The 22,560-nt window shown below is 64.2% G+C and carries 20 protein-coding genes and 1 pseudogene; 9 read left to right on the forward strand and 12 right to left on the reverse strand.

What is annotated here, in order from left to right; genetic code table 11:
- Nucleotides 1-114: 114 nt before the first annotated feature.
- Genes gpsA through OKC30_RS11135 form a run of 3 tightly spaced genes read right to left on the reverse strand, consistent with a single transcriptional unit; the run spans nt 115 to nt 2,071 of the window.
- Nucleotides 115-1,119: an NAD(P)H-dependent glycerol-3-phosphate dehydrogenase gene (gene gpsA / locus OKC30_RS11125; RefSeq protein ID WP_160837862.1), complete on the reverse strand. Its 1,005-nt coding sequence runs from the start codon at nt 1,117-1,119 to the stop codon at nt 115-117.
- Between the two features lie 2 nt (nt 1,120-1,121).
- Nucleotides 1,122-1,592: a protein-export chaperone SecB gene (gene secB, locus OKC30_RS11130; protein ID WP_010672547.1), complete on the reverse strand. Its 471-nt coding sequence runs from the start codon at nt 1,590-1,592 to the stop codon at nt 1,122-1,124.
- 47 nt (nt 1,593-1,639) lie between these two features.
- The gene (locus tag OKC30_RS11135) at nt 1,640-2,071 is read right to left on the reverse strand and encodes a rhodanese-like domain-containing protein (protein ID WP_160837860.1); all 432 of its coding nucleotides are present in this window, start codon (nt 2,069-2,071) and stop codon (nt 1,640-1,642) included.
- A 348-nt stretch (nt 2,072-2,419) separates the two neighbouring features.
- Here OKC30_RS11135 and gpmM point away from each other — a divergent pair, with 348 nt between their 5' ends.
- Nucleotides 2,420-3,949: a 2,3-bisphosphoglycerate-independent phosphoglycerate mutase gene (gene gpmM / locus OKC30_RS11140; protein ID WP_039039496.1), complete on the forward strand. Its 1,530-nt coding sequence runs from the start codon at nt 2,420-2,422 to the stop codon at nt 3,947-3,949.
- 9 nt (nt 3,950-3,958) lie between these two features.
- Nucleotides 3,959-5,362, forward strand: coding sequence for a peptidoglycan DD-metalloendopeptidase family protein (locus OKC30_RS11145; protein WP_160837858.1), 1,404 nt, complete (start codon nt 3,959-3,961; stop codon nt 5,360-5,362).
- A 205-nt stretch (nt 5,363-5,567) separates the two neighbouring features.
- Here OKC30_RS11145 and OKC30_RS11150 read toward each other — a convergent pair whose 3' ends face one another.
- Nucleotides 5,568-6,215, reverse strand: coding sequence for a Qnr family pentapeptide repeat protein (locus tag OKC30_RS11150; protein WP_160837856.1), 648 nt, complete (start codon nt 6,213-6,215; stop codon nt 5,568-5,570).
- An 88-nt stretch (nt 6,216-6,303) separates the two neighbouring features.
- Between OKC30_RS11150 and OKC30_RS11155 the strand changes: the two genes are divergently transcribed.
- On the forward strand, nt 6,304-7,311 hold the full coding sequence (locus tag OKC30_RS11155) for a substrate-binding domain-containing protein (RefSeq protein WP_039039499.1): 1,008 nt from the start codon (nt 6,304-6,306) through the stop codon (nt 7,309-7,311).
- A gap of 110 nt (nt 7,312-7,421) precedes the next feature.
- On the forward strand, nt 7,422-7,811 hold the full coding sequence (locus tag OKC30_RS11160) for a nuclear transport factor 2 family protein (RefSeq protein WP_160837854.1): 390 nt from the start codon (nt 7,422-7,424) through the stop codon (nt 7,809-7,811).
- Nucleotides 7,812-7,866: 55 nt separating this feature from the next.
- Here OKC30_RS11160 and OKC30_RS11165 read toward each other — a convergent pair whose 3' ends face one another.
- From OKC30_RS11165 to OKC30_RS11185, 5 genes and pseudogenes are all read right to left on the reverse strand, one after another.
- Entirely contained in the window at nt 7,867-8,070 is a 204-nt protein-coding gene (locus tag OKC30_RS11165) for a helix-turn-helix domain-containing protein (protein ID WP_270664098.1), read from the reverse strand.
- Nucleotides 8,071-8,234: 164 nt separating this feature from the next.
- A pseudogene (locus tag OKC30_RS11170) lies at nt 8,235-8,447 on the reverse strand (cupin domain-containing protein); the annotation flags it as partial.
- A gap of 138 nt (nt 8,448-8,585) precedes the next feature.
- Nucleotides 8,586-9,227: a bifunctional 4-hydroxy-2-oxoglutarate aldolase/2-dehydro-3-deoxy-phosphogluconate aldolase gene (locus tag OKC30_RS11175; protein WP_160837852.1), complete on the reverse strand. Its 642-nt coding sequence runs from the start codon at nt 9,225-9,227 to the stop codon at nt 8,586-8,588.
- Between the two features lie 9 nt (nt 9,228-9,236).
- On the reverse strand, nt 9,237-11,033 hold the full coding sequence (gene edd / locus OKC30_RS11180) for a phosphogluconate dehydratase (RefSeq protein ID WP_160837850.1): 1,797 nt from the start codon (nt 11,031-11,033) through the stop codon (nt 9,237-9,239).
- A gap of 60 nt (nt 11,034-11,093) precedes the next feature.
- A complete protein-coding gene (locus OKC30_RS11185) occupies nt 11,094-11,603 on the reverse strand; it encodes a gluconokinase (RefSeq protein ID WP_039039504.1) in 510 nt (169 codons plus the stop codon).
- A 165-nt stretch (nt 11,604-11,768) separates the two neighbouring features.
- Between OKC30_RS11185 and OKC30_RS11190 the strand changes: the two genes are divergently transcribed.
- The 4 genes from OKC30_RS11190 (at nt 11,769) to OKC30_RS11205 (ending at nt 19,081) form a co-directional block, all read left to right on the forward strand.
- The gene (locus tag OKC30_RS11190; protein WP_234716541.1) at nt 11,769-13,130 is read left to right on the forward strand and encodes a GntP family permease; all 1,362 of its coding nucleotides are present in this window, start codon (nt 11,769-11,771) and stop codon (nt 13,128-13,130) included.
- A 152-nt stretch (nt 13,131-13,282) separates the two neighbouring features.
- The gene (gene pssA / locus OKC30_RS11195) at nt 13,283-14,632 is read left to right on the forward strand and encodes a CDP-diacylglycerol--serine O-phosphatidyltransferase (RefSeq protein WP_041212167.1); all 1,350 of its coding nucleotides are present in this window, start codon (nt 13,283-13,285) and stop codon (nt 14,630-14,632) included.
- 176 nt (nt 14,633-14,808) lie between these two features.
- On the forward strand, nt 14,809-16,878 hold the full coding sequence (gene recG, locus OKC30_RS11200) for an ATP-dependent DNA helicase RecG (protein ID WP_270664096.1): 2,070 nt from the start codon (nt 14,809-14,811) through the stop codon (nt 16,876-16,878).
- A gap of 142 nt (nt 16,879-17,020) precedes the next feature.
- Nucleotides 17,021-19,081: an AsmA-like C-terminal region-containing protein gene (locus OKC30_RS11205; RefSeq protein ID WP_160837844.1), complete on the forward strand. Its 2,061-nt coding sequence runs from the start codon at nt 17,021-17,023 to the stop codon at nt 19,079-19,081.
- A gap of 46 nt (nt 19,082-19,127) precedes the next feature.
- Here OKC30_RS11205 and OKC30_RS11210 read toward each other — a convergent pair whose 3' ends face one another.
- Nucleotides 19,128-20,036, reverse strand: a complete 909-nt coding sequence (locus tag OKC30_RS11210; RefSeq protein ID WP_160837842.1) for a bifunctional GNAT family N-acetyltransferase/hotdog fold thioesterase — start codon at nt 20,034-20,036, stop codon at nt 19,128-19,130.
- Nucleotides 20,037-20,209: 173 nt separating this feature from the next.
- Between OKC30_RS11210 and OKC30_RS11215 the strand changes: the two genes are divergently transcribed.
- Nucleotides 20,210-20,890, forward strand: coding sequence for a methyltransferase domain-containing protein (locus tag OKC30_RS11215; RefSeq protein ID WP_160837840.1), 681 nt, complete (start codon nt 20,210-20,212; stop codon nt 20,888-20,890).
- Between the two features lie 65 nt (nt 20,891-20,955).
- Here OKC30_RS11215 and dtd read toward each other — a convergent pair whose 3' ends face one another.
- Together dtd and OKC30_RS11225 are read right to left on the reverse strand one after the other, a co-directional pair.
- Nucleotides 20,956-21,393 (reverse strand): D-aminoacyl-tRNA deacylase, encoded by a 438-nt coding sequence (gene dtd, locus OKC30_RS11220; RefSeq protein ID WP_039039510.1) that lies wholly within the window; start codon nt 21,391-21,393, stop codon nt 20,956-20,958.
- 126 nt (nt 21,394-21,519) lie between these two features.
- Nucleotides 21,520-22,392 (reverse strand): virulence factor BrkB family protein, encoded by an 873-nt coding sequence (locus tag OKC30_RS11225; protein ID WP_160837838.1) that lies wholly within the window; start codon nt 22,390-22,392, stop codon nt 21,520-21,522.
- Nucleotides 22,393-22,560 lie beyond the last annotated feature (168 nt).

Below are 22,560 nucleotides of genomic sequence, written 5' to 3' on the forward strand. Positions count from 1 at the left end.
ATGCCTCCCTCGCTTTTTTGTCCTGATACTACGTGGACTGGAACTCAAATTCTCTTAAGTGAACAGCATTGCGCCAGCTGGCGGGGCCTTTTGCATGCTGCGGCTGGCAGAAGATCACTCGTCCTTCTTGTCTCGCGACAGCAGGGCGATGGCTGCCTCTTTCGGATTCTTGCCTTCGTACAGCACCTTGAAGATCTGTTCGCAGATGGGCATCTCGACGCCGCAACGGGCCGCCAGCAGATGCACTTCCTTGGTGTTGCGATAGCCTTCCACCACCTGGCCTATCTCGGCCATGGCGGTGTCAACCAACTTGCCCGCTCCCAGCGCCAGACCGAAACGGCGGTTGCGCGACTGGTTGTCGGTACAGGTCAGCACCAGATCCCCGAGCCCCGCCATCCCCATGAAGGTCTTGGCGTCGGCCCCGAGGGCGGCGCCCAGACGCTGCATCTCCACCAGACCCCGAGTGATGAGCGCGGTTCTGGCGTTGGCGCCAAAGCCGAGTCCGTCAGAGAGACCGGCACCGATGGCGATGACGTTCTTCACCGCCCCGCCCAGCTGCAGACCGATGAAGTCCGGATTGGTATAGACCCGGAACGAGCGGCCGCAGTGTAGCAGGTGGGAGAGATCGTCGGCAAAGTCGTCGTGGGTCGAGGCCACCGAGATGGCGGTCGGCAGACCGGCGGCCAGCTCGCGGGCGAAGGTCGGGCCCGAGATGACCGCCAGTGGAATGGCATCCCCCAGCACCTCCCGCGCCACCTCTTGCAGCAGACGGCCGCTGTCCGGCTCCAGCCCCTTGGTGGCCCAGGCGATCCGGGTATCCGGGCGCAGGAAGGGTTTGACCCGGGCCAGTACCTGGCCGAACACATGACTCGGCACCACCAGCAGCAGCACGGGAGCGGCTTGCACCGCCGTCTGCAGATCCGACGTCAGTTGCAGATCGGCCGGGAAGGGGACATCCGGCAAGAATGCCTTGTTGCAGCGATCCTGTTCCAGCTCGGCGACATGGGCAGGGTCGTGACCCCACAGCAGGGTCGGATGACCGTTGCGCGCCAGAGAAATGGCAAGGGCGGAGCCATAAGACCCCGCCCCCAGGACCGAGATTGCGATCTGGTCGGCCATTATCAGGCTTCCGCAGTCGCCTGCTGGGCCTGTACCTGCGCCATGTGCTGGGCGAACAGGGCGTCGAAGTTGACCGGTGCCAGGTTCAGCTGCGGGAAGGACCCCTTGCTCACCAGGTTGGATACCGCTTCGCGGGCATACGGGAACAGGATGTTCGGGCAGAAGGCCGCCAGGCAGTGGGCCAGTTGCGGCTCAGGCAGGTTGCCGATGGTGAAGATGCCGGCTTGCTGCACTTCGCACAGGAAGGCGGTCTCGGTTTCCAGCTTGCAGGTGACAGTCAGGGTCAGCACCACTTCATAGACGCTGTCGGCCAGGACATTGGTCTTGGTGTCCATGTCCAGCTTGACGTCCGGCTGCCACTCTTTCTGGAAGATGTGCGGAGTATTCGGGGCTTCGAAGGAGACATCCTTGGTGTAGACACGCTGGATGTGGAATTCCGGTTGCACTTCCTGATTGTTGATTTCGTCAGCCATTTCGTTTGATTCCTTTTTAAGATAATGAGTGGGCGCAGGCCCTTAAATCAGCGTTTTTTGGTCACCGGCAGATTGTCTGCACGCCATTGGGCCATGCCACCGCTGAGCACATACACCTGCTTGAAACCGGCCTTGCTCAGTTGGCGACCCGCGCCACCAGCGGTCATCCCCGACTCGCACACCACTATGGTGGGGGCATCCTTGTGCTTTTCAACCGGACCCAGATTATTCGCCTGGATCTGGGCGAGCGGTAGGTGATGGGCCCCGGCCAGATGACCCTTGGCAAATTCATCCTGACTGCGAATGTCCACGACGGTGGCATTTTCACGGTTGATAAGCAGGGTAGCGGCGTGGTTGTTGACCGCCTTCACCGGAGAAAAACGAGCACGCACAGTGGTGTACACCAGGGTGCCTGCCAGGCCCAACCAGGCTGCGGTCAGCAGCGGATTGCGGGCCGCGAAATCCAAATACTCTTGCATCTTCTACTATCCAGGGACCAAGACAAGGGCCCGAGTATACATGGGGCCCTGCATAAGATCAGCCATCTTGGCGGCAAAGCGAGAGCAAGCTCCCATCAGGGATGGCTGCCGATTCTTCCTCCTCCAACCGGGCCGAACGAGAGGATGCGCCATGCCGAAAAGAGGGGGAAAACAGAGGAAAACCCGCCGAGGCAGACAAGCCGGCAACATGCCTAAAACAGCGGGATAACAGTTAAAAAGCGAGGCTGGAGAGGGACTTGGCTATCAGGTGACTATTTCGGCAGATGTAGTAATATTACGCTAGTTTCACTTCCCGCAATTCATTCCTATCCGAGAGGACATAGCCTTATGTCAACAGCTAAGAAACCGCTGGTTCTGGTCATCATGGACGGTTGGGGCTACAGCACCAAGCAAGAGTACAACGCCGTTGCTGCCGCCAAGACCCCCAACCTGGATCGCCTGGCCCGTGACTACACCAGCACCCTGATCTCCGGCTCCGGCCTGGACGTGGGTCTGCCGGACGGCCAGATGGGCAACTCCGAAGTGGGCCACACCAACATCGGTGCCGGTCGCGTCGTCTATCAGGAGCTGACCCGCATCTCCAAGGACATCCAGGACGGCGACTTCTTCCAGAACGTCGAGCTGGCCAAGGCTGTCGACGCTGCCGTGACCAAGGGCAAGGCCGTGCACATCATGGGGCTGATGTCCCCGGGTGGCGTACACAGCCACGAAGAGCACATCATGGGCATGATCGAGATGGCCGCCAAGCGTGGCGCCGAGCAGATCTACTTCCACGCCTTCCTGGATGGCCGCGACGTCCCGCCGCGCAGTGCCCAGTCCTCCATCGAGCTGTTCGACGCCCTGTTTGCCCGACTGGGCAAGGGTCGTTTCGCCTCCATGATCGGTCGTTACTACGCCATGGACCGCGACAACCGCTGGGATCGCGTGCAGCAGGCCTATGACCTGATGACCCAGGGCAAGGGCGAATTCACCGCCGACAACGCCACCGACGCGCTGGCCGCCGCCTATGCCCGCGACGAGAACGACGAGTTCGTCAAAGCCACCCGCATCGGCGACGCTGTACCGATGATCGACGGCGATGCGCTGATCTTCATGAACTTCCGCGCCGACCGCGCCCGCGAAATCACCCGCGCCTTCGTCGATACCGACTTCACCGGCTTCGCCCGCACCGCCACCCCGGCGCTGCACTTCGTGATGCTGACCGAATACGCGGCCGACATCAAAACCGCCTGTGCCTACCCGCCCACCGCCCTGGTCAACACCCTGGGTGAGTGGCTGGCCAAGCAGGGCAAGACCCAGCTGCGCATCTCCGAGACCGAGAAGTACGCCCACGTCACCTTCTTCTTCAACGGTGGCGAAGAGGCCTGCTTCAGCGGCGAAGATCGCGAAATCGTGGCGAGCCCGAAAGTAGCTACCTATGACCTGCAGCCGGAGATGAGCTCCGAAGAGCTGACCGACAAGCTGGTTGCGGCCATCAAGAGCGGCAAGTACGACGTCATCATCTGCAACTACCCGAACGGCGACATGGTCGGTCACACCGGCGTGTTCGATGCGGCCGTCAAAGCCTGTGAAGCGGTCGACCACTGTATCGGTCGCGTCACCGACGCCCTGGCGGAAGTGGGTGGCGAGTGCCTCATCACCGCCGACCATGGCAACGCCGAGAAGATGATGGACGAAGAGACTGGTCAGGCCCACACCGCCCACACCAATCTGCCTGTTCCCCTCATCTACTTCGGTCGTAAAGCCGAGGTCGCCGAAGGTGGCAAACTGTCCGATCTGGCCCCGACCATGTTGACTCTGATGGGTCTGCCTGTGCCGCCGGAAATGACTGGCAAGCCCCTGATGATTCTGAAATAATCCTGCCCCATGCGGGGATGCGAAATTATTTCACAGAAAACCAGTCGCGTCGGCCTGTTGGCCGGCGCGCTGTTTTTTTGCCTGATCGGCGGTACCGGCACAGCCCAGGCTGCGAACCAGCAGCTGGGGGCCATGCAGTCCCAGATCAAGGAACAGCAACAGACCCTCAAGCTCAGCAAGCAGGAGCTTGCCAAGCTCAACACCCAGCTCAAGGCTGACGAGCAGGCCATTTCGGCTGCCGCCGCCAAACTCGAGCAGACCAGACAGCAACTCCGGCAGAACCAGCAGAAGCTGGCGTCCCTGCAGCAGGACAAGCTGGCACTGGAGCAACAAGCAAAACATCAGAAACAGTTGCTGGCCAAGCAGGCGGAAAGCGCCTTCCAGGCGGGCAACCACGATTACCTCAAACTGCTGCTCAACCAGCAGGATCCGGCCAAGCTGAGCCGCGCCCTTGACTACTTCGACTACCTCAACAAGGCACGCATCGAGGCCATTGAAGCCCTGCGCGCCACCCGTGACAAGCTGGCCAAGAACCAGCAGGCCACCAGGGAGACCGAGAACCGCCTCCAGACCCTGCTCGGCGAGCAGCAGGAGCATCACCAGAGCCTGCTGGCCAGCCAGCAGAGCCGTGCCAAGGTGCGCAACCAGTTGCAGCAATCGGTGCAGGCCGACGAGCAGAAGCTCGACAAGCTGGTCAAGGCGGAGAAGGCGCTCAAGGCGCGGCTGGAAGAGCTGCGTCGTCAGCAGGAAGAAAAGGAACGCCGCGAACGGGCCGAGCGGGAGCGCCTTGCCAAGATCAAGGCCGAGCAGGAGCGCCAGCGCCGTCTGGAGGCCCAGCGCCTGGCAGCCGAGCAGAAGCGCATCGAGGAGCAGCAGCGGATCGCAGCCCAGCAGCGCCAGGTCGGCGAACAGCAGCGGCTGGCGGTCCAGCAGCAACGCGTCGCCGAACAACAGGCCAAGGTGGCGCAGCAGCAAGCTGCTGCCCGCAACAGCGCCAAGGCAAGCAGCAACGGCTACGGCGGTCTGAGCACGGGTGGCAACCTGCGCTGGCCGGTGCAGGGCCCCATCCTCATCTCCTACGGCTCGCCGCGTACCGCCGAGCTGAAGTGGAAGGGCACCCTGATCGGCGCCAGCGAAGGGACCCAGGTCAAGGCGGTGGCACCGGGCCAGGTGGTCTACGCCGACTGGCTCGACGGCTTCGGCATGCTGCTGGTCATCGACCACGGCAAGGGCTACATGAGCCTCTACGGCCACAACCAGTCGCTGCTGCGCCAGGTGGGACAAAAGGTGGAGCAGGGTGAGCCCGTGGCCCTGGTCGGCGACAGCGGCGGACAGGAGCGCTCCGGCCTCTACTTCGAGATCCGCTATCAGGGCGAGGCCATCAACCCGACCAAGTGGCTGGCCAGACGCTAAGCCCACCTTGGCGGTGCCCGAGTGGAGTCCGCTACCTCATCCCCAGCCCTTCTCCCGCGAGGGGGGCAGGGAGCAAAAGACAGCAACACCGCGTCGTTTACCACTTCACCTGACAAAAAGTCTGCATCGCGCAGGCTTTTTGCTTGCCAGGGGGGCACCACACCGCTCGCCCCGATGATGAAAACTTACCTCTTTTCCACCCCGCTCAGGGGAAGACCACCAGCCCGATCTGCTCCAGCAGCCCCTGCTGATCTTCATTGATCTGCACCCCGGCGAGGTTGACCCGGCGCAGATCCAGACCGGGCAGATCGCACTGGCGCAGATCGCACCCTTGCAGGTTGAAGCTGGTCCAGTCGATTTGCCCGAACTCGGAGCCGCTGAGATCCGAGCCCGCCAGGGAGGCGCCCAGCAGGTTGGCCCCCTGCCAGCGGTTGCCGGCAAGCTCGCACCGCTCCAGCAGGCAGCTTTCGAAGTTGGCGTAGCTGAAGTTGTTGCCGGTGAGGTGGGCTTCGCAGAAGTAGCTTTTGGCGGTGATCCGGTTGGCGAAGCTGGCATGGGCGAAGTTGATCCCCATGGCCTGGCAGTCGCGCATCTCCAGCCCAAGACACTGGCTGCGGCCGAAGTCCGACAGGGTGAGATCGCAGCGCAGGAAGCTCGCCTCCCTCAGATCGCAGCCCTGAAACAGGCATCCCAGCTCCCGTTCCCTGTCATAGAAGCTGCAGTCGACGAAGCGGCTCTCCCCGAGATCGAGCCAGGAGAAGTGACAGCCGATGAAGCGGCACCCCTGGAACTGCTCCCCCTCCACCTCCTGCTGCTCGAAGTGGACCCCCTCGAAACACCTGCCCTTGATCATCCCCTGCCCCCTGTTGATGGCGTCATATGCTGACATTGCCGTGCAAAAACGGTAATGTTACGTGTAACATTTTTTGCCGGATCCCCAGATGAACGACACCCGCAAGCGCCGCCCTACCCTGCAGGACATTGCCGACCTGACTGGTGTCACCAAGATGACCGTCAGCCGCTACCTGCGCGACCCGTCCGCCGTGGCCGAAGGGACCCGCGAGCGCATCGCCGCCGCGGTGGAGGAGCTCGGCTACATCCCGAACCGGGCGCCGGACATGCTGTCGAACGCCACCAGCAAGGCGATCGGCATCCTGATCCCCTCCCTCTCCAACCAGGTCTTCTCGGCGGTGATCCACGGCATCGAGGCGGTGACCCGGCCCGCCGGCTACCAGACCCTGCTCGCCCACTACGGCTACAGCCCGGAGCGGGAGGAGGAGCAGGTCGCCTCGCTCCTCTCCTACAACGTGGACGGGCTCATCCTCTCGGACACCCAGCACACCGAGCGCACCCGCAAGATGATCGCCACCGCCGGCATCCCGGTGGTGGAGACCATGGATCTGCCCCTCTCCCCCATCGACATGGTGGTGGGCATGGATCATCGGGCCGCCGCCCGGGCCATGGTAACAGAGATGCTGCGCCGGGGACGGCGCAAGGTGATCTACCTCGGCGCCCGGCTCGACGTGCGCACCCAGCTGCGAATGGAAGGCTACTACCAGGCGATGGCCGATTTCGGTCTGACCGGCCAGCACCTGCTGACGGAGCAATCCTCCAGCTTCACCCTGGGGGGAGAGCTGCTGGCCCAGGCCATGGCGCGCTTCCCCGATCTCGACGGCCTGTTCTGCACCAACGACGACCTGGCGGTGGGGGCCCTGCTGCAATGCCAGGCCAGGTGGATCCCGGTGCCCCAGCAGGTGGCCATCGCCGGCAGCAACGCCCTCGACATCGGCCACGCCATGACCCCCAAGCTCGCCAGTATCGTCACCCCCCGCGAGACCATAGGTCGCGAAGCCGCCATCATGCTGCTGGCCCGCCTCGGCGGCCAGCCGCTGGCGACCAGGTGCAAGGACATCGGCTTCTCCCTCTATGAGGGGGAAAGCCTCGGCTGATCCCCGGCCATCATGGCGCATTCGACCGCCATGATGGCGCCTTCTCCCCTCTCCCCTCGCCGTCCCCTGGCCTATGCTGGCTCCTCCATCCCCCCTGTCAGGAGCAGACCATGCACCACACCGAACGATTGAAAGCCTGCCTGCAGCGCGTCATCTGCGATCCCGCCTTCCCCCTGGCGGAGCTCGACGCCTGGTTCACCCCCGACTACTGCCAGGAGGTGAACGGCGAGCGGCTCGACTACCCGGCGTTTCACCAGCACATCGCCACACTGCGCCGCCATCTGGCCGGGGCGAGCATCGAGTTTGTCGCCACCCTGGCGCAGGTGGAGCGGGTGCACTCGACCCATGTGGTACGGGCCACCCGCCAGGACGGCGGCACCCTGGTCTGCAAGGTGAGCGGCCTCTTCACCTTTCGCGGCGATCGGATCTGCCATACCGACGAGGTGACCTGTCTGCTGGCAGGCAGCAAGGAGGATGCGGATATCGGCTCGCGGTGCTGACTGCCGGCAACCCGCAGACACCGCCATGGCGGGCAGGAAGGCAGACAATGCGCCCTCAGGCCGCCGGTTCGCGCCGGGCAAGGCGCTGGAGTGCGCGGGACAAGGCGCCGGGATCCTCGTAGCCGAGCCGATCGGCGATCTGGGCAAGCGTGAGCCCCCGGTGCTGCAACTGGCGCGCCCGTCCCAGCACCACCTGCTCCCGCCACTGGCGAAAGCTGCACCCCAGCTGCTGGAGGAAGAGCCGGTTGAGGGTACGCACCGAGGCGCCGCGAGCAGGTCGGCGCGCTCCAGCTCCTGGCCAAGCACCGTCAGATAGGCCCCCTTCACCTCCCCCTCGGCCAGCTCGGGCAGGCGGGCGAAGAGGCCCGCCAGCAGCGTGCTGGCCTGCAGGGGGCCGAAGGCGGTGCGGGCCGACGTCGGCACATAGAGGAGGGAGAGCCGGGAGCGGCGCAGCACGCGAAACTCGTGCTCCCACCCCGCCGGAATAAAGCAGATCTGGCCTGCCATCAGCAGTTCTCCCTCCCCTCGCCCCGTGATGATGCCGCCCCCGTCGTGCAGATAGCAGTATTGGGCATGGGGGTGGCAGTGCAGCGCGGTGAAGTGCCCTTGCGGGTAGGATGGATGCAGACAGGACATGAAGGCTCCAGGGGAGAGGGGCGGCCCCCGACCTTAAGCCAGGGCGAGGCCGGAAGCAAACGGCCCACCCCCTCCGGGGGCGGAAAAACAGCAGGCCACCCGGGGGTGGCCTGTTTAATTTTTCTAAACGATATTTGCTTAGCGTTTAACCAATTCAACCGCTTCCCGGGAGAGGCGGGTCACCTCCTCCCAGTTGCCGCTCTTGACGGCGTCTGCCGGCAGCATCCAGGAGCCGCCGACGGTGGCCACACATTTCAGCGCCAGGTAGTCGGCCACGTTTTTCGGGCCGATGCCGCCGGTGGGGCAGAATTTCACCTGGGGCAGGGGCGCCGCGATGGCGGAGAGTGCATTGGTGCCGCCGTTCGCCTCGGCCGGGAAGAATTTGAGGTGGTCGTAGCCTGCTTCCAGCGCCTGCATCACCTCGGACGGGGTGGCCACCCCCGGGATCAGCGGCGCCGTGCTCTTGGCCGCGTGGGCCAGCAGGGCCGGGGTCATGCCCGGGGAGATGACGAAGCGGGCACCGGCAGCGACGGCGGCATCAAACTGCGCGCAGTTGAGCACGGTACCGGCACCGACCATGGCATCCGGCATCGCCTTGGCGATGAGGGCGATGGCGTCCAGCGCCACCGGGGTGCGCAGGGTGATCTCGAACACCGAGATGCCGCCATCCAGCAGGGCCTTGGCCATCGGCAGGGCCTGCTCCAGGTCGTTGATGACCATCACGGGTACCAGGGGGGAGGCGGCAAACACCTCGGCAGGGGTCACTTTCCAGTTCTGCATAGCTCTTCCTTAGTCAAAGATGGTGGCGCCGAACTCGGCGCTCGATACCGCGCGACGCATCACGCTGAACAGTTCACGGCCCCACCCCTCTTGTTCCAGGGTGAGGTCGATCTCGGCCTGGGTACGGCCACTCAAATCGGTCAGGCAGTCGAGGCGGCCGGACTCGGCATCCACCCGCAGCAGGTCGCCATCGGCGAGCAGGCCGATGGCCCCACCGTGCAGCGCTTCCGGGGTGACGTGGATGGCGGCCGGGATCTTGCCGGAGGCGCCGGAGAGACGGCCGTCGGTGACCAGGGCCACCTTGTGACCCGCCTTCTGCAGGTTGCCAAGCACCGGCATCAGCTTGTGTAGCTCCGGCATGCCGTTGGCGGCCGGGCCGTTGTGGCGCACCACGATGACGGCGTCCTGGTTCAACTCACCGGCCTTGTAGGCCGCCTCCACCGCATGCTGGGAGGAGAAGACCCGGGCCGGGGCCTCGATGACCCGATACTCGGGCGCGACGGCGGAAACCTTGACCACGGCGCGGCCCAGGTTGCCCGCCAGCAGCTTGGTGCCGCCGGTGGCCTGGAACTCGCTGCCAGAGGGGGAGAGCACGCTCGGATCCGCGCTCTCGCCCACTGGTTGCCACACCAGCTTGCCATCCACCAGTGCCGGACGGCTGAGGTAGTCCTGCATCTCGCCGAAGACCGGGGTGGCATCCATGTGGATCAGCCCCTCTTCGGCCAGACGACGCATCAGGCCGGGCACGCCCCCCGCCTGTTCGAAGGCGTTGACGTCCGCCGGGCCGTTCGGGTACATGCGCACCAGGAGCGGCACCACGTCGGAGAGATCGCTCAGGTCGTCCCAGGTCAGCTCCAGCCCGGCGGCGCGGGCCAGCGCCACCATGTGGATGCTGTGGTTGGTGCTGCCGCCGGAGGCAAGCAGGGCCACCAGGCCGTTGACCAGAGCGCGCTCGTCGATCACCGCACTCAGGGGGCGATAGGCCGGAGAGCCCGGGATCATGGCGCTGATGCGGCGGGCCGCTTCTTCGGTGAGGGCGTGGCGCAGCTCGCTGTGCGGATGCACGAAGGCGGAGCCCGGCAGCATCAGGCCCATGGCTTCGAACACCAGCTGGTTGGTGTTGGCGGTGCCGTAGAAGGTGCAGGTGCCCGCCGCGTGGTAGGCGCCGCACTCCATCTTGAGCAGGGCGTCGCGGCCCACTTCACCGGCAGCGTACTGCTGGCGCACCTTTATCTTCTCGTCGTTGCTGATGCCGCTCGCCATGGGGCCGGCAGGCACGAAGGCGGTGGGCAGGTGGGCGTGGGAAAGCGCCCCCATGATCTGGCCCGGTGCAATCTTGTCGCAGATGCCGAGCAGCAGGGTGGCGTCGAAGGTGTTGTGGGAGAGGGAGACCGCGGTGGCCTGGGCGATGAGGTCCCGGGAGAAGAGGGACATGTCCATCCCCGGCTGACCCTGGGTCACGCCGTCGCACATGGCGGGTACGCCGCCGGCAACCTGGGCACTGTGGCCGAGCTCCGCCAGGGCGCCCTTGATGATGTCCGGATAACCCTGATAGGGCTGATGGGCACTCAGCATGTCGTTGTAGGCGGTGACGATGGCCACGTTGGCGCGGGTCATGTCAAGGATCCGCCCCTTCTCGTCACAGCTCGAGGCGGCCACGGCGTGGGCCAGGTTGCCACAGGAGAGGGAGGCGCGGGTCTTGCCCTGATCGGCCTGGCGCTGGATGCGGGCCAGGAAGCGGGCACGGCGGGCGGTGCTGCGCTCGCGGATGCGGTTGGTCACCTGGGTGATCACGGGATGGGTCATAGCTTTCTCTCCAACTCTATATACGGGCGCGGTCGGCCGCAGCCGGGCGCGCGACATGGCTCATTGCGCCTGCGTCAGCGCGGTGACGGCACGGTCGACCACCTGTTCGAAGGTCCCGTCGATATCGATGCGAAACACGCCGGGCTCGCCATCCGGTCGCTCCAGGGTATCAAACTGGCTTTGTACCATGGCTTCGCGCATGAAATGGCCCTGCCGTGCCCGCATCCGTTCGAGAATGAGAGACTGGCTGCCATCCAGAAACAGGAAACTCACCGAGTCGTTACCCTCGCGGATCTGATCGCGGTACTGCTTCTTGAGGGCCGAGCAGACGATGACGCCGAGCTCGTTCTTGCGCTCCAGGCTGTAGGCCGCATCGCGGATCCGCTCCAGCCAGGGGGCCCTGTCTTCGTCGTTGAGCGGGTTGCCCGCCGCCATCTTCTGGATGTTCGCGCGAGGGTGCAGATCATCGCCGTCGATGAACTTGGCCCCCAGGGCATTGGCCACCTTGAGGCCGATGCTGGACTTGCCGCTGCCACACACACCCATCACGATAATGCACTTGCCCGCCATTATTTGACCTCTCTCTCACTTTTCAAAAAACGTTCGCCTGATGGGTTCTAAGCTACCACGTTACCGGTAACATGTTACCGGTAACGTTTCGCAATGTGAAGTGCAGCACAGAAATGTGCAGAACAACAACTAGAACCATTTGAGGACAATTTTATGGACGGAGCAATGAACACACCCGATGTCGCCTATCTGCTCTCGGTAGCGGGCGGAGCCATTGTCATGTTGCTGGTGCTGATCATGCGATTCAAGGTACATGCCTTCGTGGCATTGACCCTGGTCAGCATGCTGACGGCCCTAGCCACCGGGGTCACCTATGACCAGGTGATCCCCACCATGCTGACCGGTTTCGGCGGCACCCTGGCCTCGGTCGCGCTGCTGGTCGGCCTCGGCGCCATGATAGGCCGGATCCTGGAGATGACGGGGGGCGCCAAGGTACTGGCCGATACCCTGATCAACCGCTTCGGCTCCCACCGCGCCCCCTTCGCGCTGGGTGTGGCCTCCCTGCTGTTCGGCTTCCCGATCTTCTTCGACGCCGGCCTCATCGTCATGCTGCCCATCATCTTCAGCGTGGCGAAGCAGTTCGGCGGCTCCGTCCTCAAGTATGCCCTGCCCTCCGCCGGTGCCTTTGCGGTGATGCACGCCTTCCTGCCGCCCCACCCGGGCCCGGTGGCCGCCAGCGAACTGCTGGGTGCCAACATCGGTCTGCTCACCATCGTGGGCCTGCTGGTCGCGCTGCCCACCTGGTATCTGGGTGCCTACCTGTTCGGGCTCTGGTCCGGCAAGAAGTTTGAGCTGCCCCTGCCCCCGAGCTTCACCGCCAGTGCCGAGCAGATCTCCGACAAGGCGCCGAGCTTCGGCCAGGTGATCTCCATCCTGCTGCTGCCGCTGGTGCTCATCTTCATGGATACCGGCCTCAATACCCTGGGCGTCATGGGCGTCATCGACAAGGGTGCGGACTGGGTCAACGTGCTGCGCATGGTCGGCAAGACCCCGGTCGCCCTGCTCATCACTGTGCTGTACGCCCTCTGGATGTTCCGCCAGAGCCAGGGCAAGGTGCAGCTCGAGAAGTTCTGCAACGACGCCCTGGCCCCGGTCTGCGCCGTCATCCTGGTCACCGGTGCCGGCGGCATGTTCGGCGGCGTATTGCGGGCGAGCGGCATCGGCACCGCGCTGGCCGACGTGCTCTCCGATACCGGCATGCCGGTGATCCTGGCGGCCTTCCTAGTGTCCGCCGCGCTGCGGGTTGCCCAGGGTTCCGCCACCGTGGCCCTGACCACCACCGCCGCCCTGATGGCGCCGACCGTGGCCGCCACCACCGGCCTGAGCGAGCTGGACCTGACCTTCATCGTCATCGCCATCGCCGGGGGCGCCACCGTGCTCTCCCACTTCAATGACTCCGGCTTCTGGCTGGTCAGCCGCTTCCTCAACATGGACGAGAAGACCACCCTCAAGACCTGGACCGTGATGGAGACCCTGCTCGGTACCATCGCCTTCCTCATCGTGGCCACGGCCAGCGCCATCCTCTGACGAAAACACATCGGGGCCGCATCCGTCGGCCCCGATGTGATATTGCACCGACTTTTTACGGATTCTTGCTTGGGCCCATCGCCACAGATTGCTAGAATTGCCTATTCTTCGCCCCGAGTGGAACGCTTCATCCCGTGATTTCAGGCTTCTCTATGCATTCATCGGCACATTATCGACAGTTGCTGACCCGCTTACCCCAGATCGCAGTTGCCGCGGATCAGTTCCAGATACTCAGCAGCGCCAAAGACTTCAAGAGCCGGATCCTGTCGCTCATCGCCCATGCGACCCAGCGCATCTATCTGATCGCGCTCTATCTGCAGGATGACGAGGCGGGACGGGAGATCCTCTCCGCCCTCTATGCCGCCAAGCAGCGCAATCCCTCTCTCGACATCAAGGTGTTCGTCGACTTCCACCGCGCCCAGCGCGGCCTGATCGGCAAGGGCAAGCAGGGGGGCAACCACCTGATGTACCAGGCCATGGCCGCCAGCCACCAACACCAGATCGAGATCTACGGCGTGCCGGTCAAGGGCCGCGAGCTGCTCGGGGTGCTGCACCTCAAGGGCTTCATCTTCGACGACACCCTGCTTTACTCCGGCGCCAGCCTCAACGACATCTACCTGCACCAGCAGGAGCGCTACCGCTTCGATCGCTATCACCAGATCCACAGCCCGGCACTGACCCGCAGCATGGTCAACTACGTGGATGACGTCTTCCTCGGCAGCGAGGCCGTCCAGCGGCTGGATCGCACCGGCATCCCCGGCGCCAAGCAGCTCAAGGGACCGATCCGCCGCTTCAAGCAGCGTCTGCGCCTCTGCCAGTACCGCTTCGAGAGCATCCAGCCCAACGATCGGGAGATCGCCGTGACCCCCATGGTGGGCCTGGGCAAGCGGGGCAACCAGCTCAACCGGATGATCCGCAACCTGGTGCGGGCCACCGAGCGGGAGATCTTCATCTGCACCCCCTACTTCAACCCCCCCAAGGAGTTGAACAAGGACGTGGAGGCGCTGCTCAAACGCGGCTGCAAGGTGACCATCGTCGTGGGCGACAAGACCGCCAACGACTTCTTCATCCCCCCGGAGGAGAAGTTCTCCACCATCGGCGGTCTGCCCTATCTCTACGAGACCAACCTGCGCAAGTTTGCCGAGCGCAACCAGCACCACATCGACAACGGCCGGCTCAACCTCATGCTCTGGTGCTGCGAGAAGAACTCCTATCACCTCAAGGGGATCTTCGTGGATGAGGAGTGGGCCCTGCTCACCGGCAACAACCTCAATCCCCGAGCCTGGGCGCTGGATCTGGAGAACGGCCTGCTGGTACACGACCAGCACCATCACCTGCGCGAGCAGTTCAGTGCGGAGCGGGAGAACATCCTGGCCCACACCCGCCGCATCAGTCACTTCGACCAGATAGAGCAGATTAAGGATTACCCGGATCAGGTGCGCAAGCTGCTGGCCCGGATCCACAGGGTCAAGGCTCACCTCCTGCTCAAGCGCATCATCTGACCGCCAGGACACCCCGTCAGTGAAAAGGCCTGCCGTTTCCGGCAGGCCTTTTTCATGGATGGCCCTCCCCCCGCTCCCTTGCCCACCAGCCCGGAACGGCACAACGCGGCTTGCATCGAGGCCGCAACAACCCCTATCATCTGGACATATTTACAGTGTTTTCGGGCATCTAATTGATGAAATTGGATAAAATCTCTCTCGACAGCCTCAAGGGTGTCGGCAGCAAGATGCTGGAGAAGCTCGAGCGGCTGGGGCTGGCCACGGTACAGGATCTGCTGTTCCACCTCCCCCTGCGCTACGAGGACCGCACCCAGGTGTGGCCCATCGGCGATCTGCCGCCCGGCCTGCACGGTGCCGTCGAGGGCGAGATCCAGGACACCCAGCTGGTGATGGGGCGCCGCCGCATGCTGGTGTGCCGTATCAGCGACGGCACCGGCAACCTGACCCTGCGCTTCTTCAATTTCACCGCTGCCCAGAAAAACAGTCTGGCTCAGGGCCGCCTTATCCGCTGCTTCGGCGAGACACGTCCCGGAAAGTACGGCCTGGAGATGGCCCACCCCGAGTACAAGCTGCTCGGCGAGGAGCAGGCCGGCCAGACCGAAGAGGCCCTCACCCCCGTCTACCCCACCACAGAGGGGCTGCGCCAGCTCACCCTGCGCAGCCTCACGGATCAGGCCCTGGCCCAGCTCGACCTCTACGGGGTCGAGGAGCTGCTGCCTGCCGGCCTCTATCCCCAGCAGATCGATCTGGCCGCGGCCCTGAAGCTGCTCCATCGCCCGCCTCCCTCGGTGGCGCTGGCCCTGCTCGAGAGCGGCCAGCACCCGGCACAGCAGCGGCTGGTACTGGAAGAGCTGCTGGCCCACAACCTCTCGGTCTTGAAGGTGCGCGCCCAGGCACAGACCCAGCTGGCCCGTGCCCTCAAACCCGCTCCCGAGCTGGTCCGGCAGCTGCTCGGCGCCCTGCCGTTCACCCCCACCGGCGCCCAGAGCCGGGTGGTGGCGGAGATAGCCAGGGATCTGCAACAGAGCCACCCCATGATGCGGCTGGTCCAGGGGGACGTGGGCTCAGGTAAAACGCTGGTCGCGGCACTGGCCGCCCTGCAGGCCATCGGCAACGGCTGTCAGGTGGGGCTGATGGCGCCGACCGAGCTGCTGGCCGAACAGCACGCCATCAACTTCGCCAAGTGGCTGGAACCGCTCGGCATCGGGGTCGGCTGGCTGGCGGGCAAGCAGAAGGGCAAGGCACGAGAAGAAGCGCTGGCCGCCATCGCCGACGGCAGCGTCAAGATGGTGGTGGGTACCCACGCCATCTTCCAGGAGCAGGTGGTATTCCAGCGCCTCGCCCTGGTCATCATCGACGAACAGCACAGATTCGGCGTACACCAACGGCTTGCCCTGCGGGAGAAAGGAGAGCGGGAGGGGGTACATCCCCACCAGCTCATCATGACCGCCACCCCCATCCCCCGCACCCTGGCGATGACCGCCTATGCCGACCTCGATACCTCCATCATCGACGAGCTGCCACCGGGCCGCACCCCCATCACCACGGTGGCGCTGCCGGACAGTCGCCGCCAGGACGTGATCGAACGGGTCAGACTTGCCTGTGAGGAGGGCAAGCAGGCCTACTGGGTCTGCACCCTGATCGAGGAGTCGGAGGTGCTGGAGTGCCAGGCCGCCGAGGACACCGCCGCAGAGCTGCAGAACCTGCTGCCCGGCCTGCATATCGGGCTGGTACACGGCCGGATGCGACCGGTCGAGAAACAGCGGGTGATGGAGGAGTTCAAGGCAGGCATACTGCAACTGCTGGTCGCCACCACCGTCATCGAGGTGGGGGTGGACGTGCCCAACGCCAGCCTGATGATCATCGAAAACCCGGAGCGACTGGGGCTGGCGCAACTGCACCAGCTGCGTGGCCGGGTCGGGCGCGGCTCGGTGGCCTCCCACTGCGTGCTGCTCTATCATGCCCCCTTGTCCAAGACGGCCCAGAGCCGGCTCGGGGTGCTGCGGGAGACCAATGACGGCTTTCTCATCGCCCAGCGGGATCTGGAGCTGCGCGGCCCGGGCGAGCTGCTCGGCACCCGCCAGACCGGCCTGGCTGACCTCAAGATCGCCGATCTGGTACGCGACCAATCGCTCATCCCGCAGGTGCAGAAGATGGCGCGCTTCCTGATGGACCGCCACCCAGATCATGTCGAACCCTTGATACGACGCTGGCTCGGCCTGCGGGATCACTACTCCAATGCCTGACCAAGGCAGAGGCAAAAGATGGGCGCATTGCCTGCTGGATAGACACCCGAGCCATGACGAGCCCTTGATACGGCGCTGGCTCGGCCTGCGGGATCACTACGCCACTGCTTGACCAAACAACAGAAACAGGAGGAAAGCACTGATGAATTCCTGGCTGCGCGGCCTGCTCTACACCCTTGCCTTCCTGTTGCTCTTTGTCTGGGTCGGGCTCGGCCTGTTCGACGCCGAGCGGGCCAAGGGGCCCATCGCCGGCTGGCTCAGCCAGCAGACCGGCGTACCCGTCACCATAGGCCGACTGGTGTTCAACCCGCTTCACCCTTACACCCTGCTGGCGGAACAGGTGCGCTATGGGGATGCGGTACAGCTGGAAAAACTCTATCTGGAGATCGAGCACATCGACTGGTTTAACCGGGATGTGCGCATCGCCCACCTAGACCTCATCCGTCCCGTCATCAAGCTGCCGCTCCCCAACCAGCTGCCAAGCCTGCCGGTTCACTCCCTCACCATCAGCGACAGCACCATCGACAACCTGAGCCTGCAGAGCGAGGCCCTGACCCTGCGCGGCCTCAGTGCGTCCTTGAGTGACTGGGAACTGATCGACCCGAGACGCCAGCCCCAGGCCAACCTCACCCTGGGCATCAACCAGCTGGAGACCCCCATGTTCACCCTGGCCCGTCTCAGCCTAAAGGGGCGGCTGGAGGGGCAGGTGCTCAGTACCGACAGACTGACCACCAACTTGTTCGACGGCCTGCTCGAGACCGGCATGGTGCTGAACTGGCCAGAGCGCAGCCTGCAACTGCACGATCTCAAGGCCCGCGCCATGCGACTCGAGCTTGGTGACATTCCCCCTGGCGAGTTCCCCCTGCGCCGCATCACCCTGGACAGGGGTCAGCTTGCCCAGGTGAGCATCAATGCCATCGATCAGGAGCTCTCCCTCAACAACTTCAACGGCCAGCTCACCGCCTTCGACTGGCAGGCGGGCAGCCAGCCCAGCGGCTATCTGGCGGGCACCCTGGGCGACATGGGCCGCGGCCTGTTCCAGCTTGAGGCCATCGAGGGCAAGCTCGCCTTCTCCCCCCGGCAGCTGGATGCCGAGCTGCGGGGCAAGGCATACGAAGGGGAGTTCAACGTCGAGCTGGCCCTCGACACCCAGCAGCAGAAGCTCATCCTGAAGGATCTGGCCCTGAGCGGCATGGATATCAGCTTGCCCCAGGGGTGGTGGCAGGATTGGCAGGGCTGGCGCCCGCAACAGATCGACATCCGCAAACTGGCCTTCGACAAGCTCAAGGTGCTCTCTTTCGACGACACCCTGCCCCTCTCCCTGACCGGCTGGCAACTCTACCTGAACGATCTCGCCCTGCGGGGCAACCAGCTAGGCACCTTGCTGGGGCGTGCCCGCATCGAGAGCAAGTGGTTCGAGCTGGTGTGGGACGGTCTCAGTGCTCGCAACGGCACCCTGGATGGCGAGCTGACCCCCAGCTCCTGGCAGCTCAACACCCTCGCCACCTCCCTGCCCGACGAGGGCTCCCTCAACCTGAGCGGCCAGTGGGGCAGGACGCCCGGGCAGGAGAGCCGCCTGCAGTTGCAGGGCAAGCAGCTGGATCTGGAGCAGTGGGGCAAGTTACTGCACTCCCCCGTCTCCTTCGCGGGCAAGGTGGATCTGGCGGCAGATCTGCAGGCCGACCTCAACGGGCAGCCCGGCGAGCAGACGGCCAACTGGCGCCGGACCCTTCAGGGCAGCCTGAGCCTGGAGAGCAAGGATCCCTTCTGGGACAAGGTCGGCATCGACCCCCTGCTGGATGACTGGTTCAGGGAGCAGACCCCCCCCGATCTGACACCGCAGACGCTGTGGCAGGCGATGCAACGCGGAGACACCCCCTTCTATCAGATCAGGCTGGATGCCAGGGCGGAGCAGGGCAAGGTGCGGATCGAGCAAGGCGGTGCCTCCACCATCACCCACCTGCTGGCACTGCAAGGGGGTGTCGACCTGGCCGCAGACCAGTGGCAGCTCGACCTCGGGGTCCTGAACAAGGGACGCTGCGCCGAGCTGCTCGCCCGCTGGCGCGGCCCCCTCAATGCGCCCGACCTGGGCTGGAGTTTCCCCACGGGACAGGACGCCTGTGGCTGGGAGGCGGGTGTGCGCTACCCCGCCCAGGGACGAAGCGGCCCGCTCTGGCGCCCACGGCCACCCGCCGCCCAATAACGAACAAGGCCTCGCGAAGAGGCCTTGTTGCTGTGAACATCAGGGATCAGCGTGCGCCGCGCTTGATGGGCAGCACCACGTACTGACCGACAAACTCCACCGCCAGCTTGCGGCCACTGAACAACTGCACCCGCAGGCTGAACTTGGCGGATTCTCCGCCCCTCAGCGGCTCGAGCACGGCGGGCATGCCCTCCCGGGCCACCCGCGCCTCCGGCTCTTCGCTCACCGGCCGGTAATACTTGATGTTGCCCTCGGCCAGCACGGTATCCCCTCCCAGCCCTGCCTCCTTGAGCTGCAACCAGATGAGACCCCAGCCCGCCAGCACGCACTGGCTGTAGATGCTGCCGGCGAACATGGTGTCGCGGACGTTGAGATTGGCCGCCAGGTTGGCCTTGAGGTGGAAGGTCTGGCCATCGTAGTGGGTGATGTGCACCCCCATCTTCTCGCTGATGGGAATACCCCGCGACCAGCGGGTGGTGAGATCCTGGCACCACTCCGGACGGTACTGGATGGTCTGCATGGGACTCAGGGACTTGATCATCTGGCGGTGAGGGATGCGGCCGAAGGAGACGGGGCCTTCCCCTACCTCGAGGAAGCCGCAGCGGCGATAGAACTCCACTGCCTCCTGGCGGGCGTTCATCACCAGCCGTTTCACCTTCTCGTCGCGGGCAAGCTGCTCGAGATCTTCCACCATGCGGGCGCCCAGCCCCTGGCCGCGAAATTCGGGTCGCAGCGCCATAAAGCGGATCTGGGCTTCATCGCCGCCCACAAAGAGGCGACCCACGGCGATGGGCGTTCCGTCGGGTGAGAGCATCAGCCGGTGAATGGCGACGGTATCGTACTCGTCACGCTCGGAGCCAAGGGGCAGATTGAAGGGTTTGCGCAGCAGTTCCCAGCGCAACTGATAGTAAGCATCCAGCTCCGCTGGTGTTTCTGGGGTGACTACCCGGTACATAAAGCGATCCTTGAGTGTGCGCCGACTGGCAGATGGAAGGACTGACGCAACCATTTCTCCCGGCGCAGCCTGTAGTAGGTATCCAGCTCGGCTGCCGTTTGGGGGGTGACCACCCGGTACATAACAACATCCTTGAGTTACACTGGTCGAAAGCCATCTTGCCGTGCAAATTCATGGACTTCAATCTGCAAGCGTACCAAGCCGATCACTTATTGCACCTCAGCGCCAAACCCGAACGCCGCGTTTCGGTGCTTGAAAATGCCCGTCATCGCTGGCTGGAAATGGACGGCGTGGTGCAATCCGCCATGAGCCTCCACCAACCGGCCCGCCTCTGTCTGCCTCATCAACGGAGCATCGCGGAGCAGTTGCCAAAGCAGGCAAGCAGGATCCTGGAGCTGGGGTTGGGCGGAGGGGATCTCACCCGTCACCTGGCGGCACGCTGGCCCGATGCCCACCACGACTGCGTGGATCTGGATGCCGAGATCCTCACCCTGTTCCAGCAGTTCTTCCTCCCCTCGTCAGGGGGCTCGCCTCGGCTGCATCACGCCGATGCGCTGCACTTCCTGCACCAGCGCCAGGAGAGCTACGATCTGGTGCTGCTGGACTTGTTCAGCCAGGACGGCAACCCCCTGCTGCTGTTCCAGGCCCCGCTCTATCAGGCGCTGGCCAGCCGCCTGAGCGGCACCCTCATCATCAATCTGCTGCCCCGCACCCGGCTCGAACAGGCACAGGCTCTACGATTGGCAGAGGAGTGGATAGGCCCGACCCACGTCCACGACGTGCCCGGCTACCGCAACGTCATCCTGCACGCGACCCGTCAGCTTAGCCTAGGCGGGCGAGCACCGGCAGGGTGAAGAACCTGCGAAGTGTGCAGGCATCGCGTCCTGCCCTCCGGTGAATCCTGACCTGCCTGCCACCCTTATACCTGCAGCCAGAAGGTGACGGGGCCGTCGTTGAGCAGCCTGACCTTCATGTCGGCGGCGAAGCGGCCGGTTTCGGTCGGCACGCCGCTCTCCCTGGCGCGGGCCACGAAGTACTCATAGAGTCGCTCGGCATCTGCGGGATGGGCGCCACCGGAGAAGCTGGGTCTCATCCCCTTGCCGGTATCCGCCGCCAGGGTGAACTGGGAGACCACCAGCAGGCTGCCACCCACCTGACTCACGTTGAGGTTCATCTTGCCGTTCTCGTCAGAGAAGATGCGATAGCCGCTCACCTTGTGCAGCAGCTTGTCCGCCTTGGCCTCGTCATCCCCCTGCTCCACCCCGAGCAGCACCAGCAACCCCTGGCCGATGGCCCCAGTCACCTCTCCCTCTACCGTTACGCTGGCCTCGCTGACCCGCTGAATCAGTGCAATCACATCCCTCTCCTCTCAAAACAGCACGACCGCCCATCCTGCGGGATGAGCGGTCGTCGATGCTACCAATAAATGCCCTGCCCGGGCTAACGTCTTTGTGTCGGGATCCGGTGTGATGGCCGACCGGCGTCAGGCCAGCTCCTCTGCACCGGGCTTCTCGTACTCCCCGAGACAGGCGGTGGTCTCGGCCCCCAGCAACACCACCAGCCAGCTCAGATACACCCAGACGAACAGGATGGGAATGGTCGCCAGGGCGCCATAGATGGCCTGGTAGGAGGGGAAGTTGGTGATGTAGATGGCAAAGCCGCGCTTGGCCAGCTCGAACAGGGTGGCCGCCACCAGGGCACCGATGAAGGCGTGGGTCAGCCGCACGCGGCAGTTGGGCACCACGGTATAGATCAGCAGGAAGGTGAGCACGGAGAAGAGGAACGGCAGGCTGCGCAGCAGCAGATAGCCGATACCGAACAGGCTGTCAGCCGCGAACAACTTGAGCGAGAGAATGTAGGAGGAGATGGCGATGCTGGCCCCGATGAGCACGGGGCCCAGGGTCAGGATCATCCAGTACATGGCGAATGCCTGGGCCAAGGGCCGGCTTCGGGTGGATCGCCAGATGTAGTTGAGGTTCTTGTCGATGGCCGAGATGAGCATCAGGGCCACCACGATCAGGGCACCGATACCGACGGCCGTGGTGTTGGTGGCGTTGGCCACGAAGCCGTCGATGTACTCCTTGAGCATCTCGCCGGCGGTGGGGACGAAGTTGTGATAGACGAACTGCTCCATCGCCTGCTTCAGGCTCTGGAACACCGGAAAGGCCGACATCATGCCGAACACCACGGCGATCATGGGCACCAGGGAGAGCAGGGTGACATAGGCCAGGTAACCGGCGGTCACCGTCAATCTGTCCTGCTGGAAGCGGCCCCAGACAAACTGGGCGAAGTGGGCACCATCGTGGCGCAAGAAGGAGAGTGCATGGGCCAGACGGCCGCGGATCTGCTGCTGCATCTTGTTTCTCGTAAGCGTGATCATGCAGACATTGTGTCAGATAGGGTGGTCATTTGGCCACCCGCAGACCGGCCGGATGCGCCTCCATCGAACTAATACCAATCGGATTAAACATTAGGTCAGTTTTATCCAATCTCGGCTACAAAGTGACATCACCCGCTCCACATC

It is taken from the genome of Aeromonas sp. QDB18 (genome assembly GCF_027705325.1).
GTDB classification, from domain to species: domain Bacteria; phylum Pseudomonadota; class Gammaproteobacteria; order Enterobacterales; family Aeromonadaceae; genus Aeromonas; species Aeromonas caviae.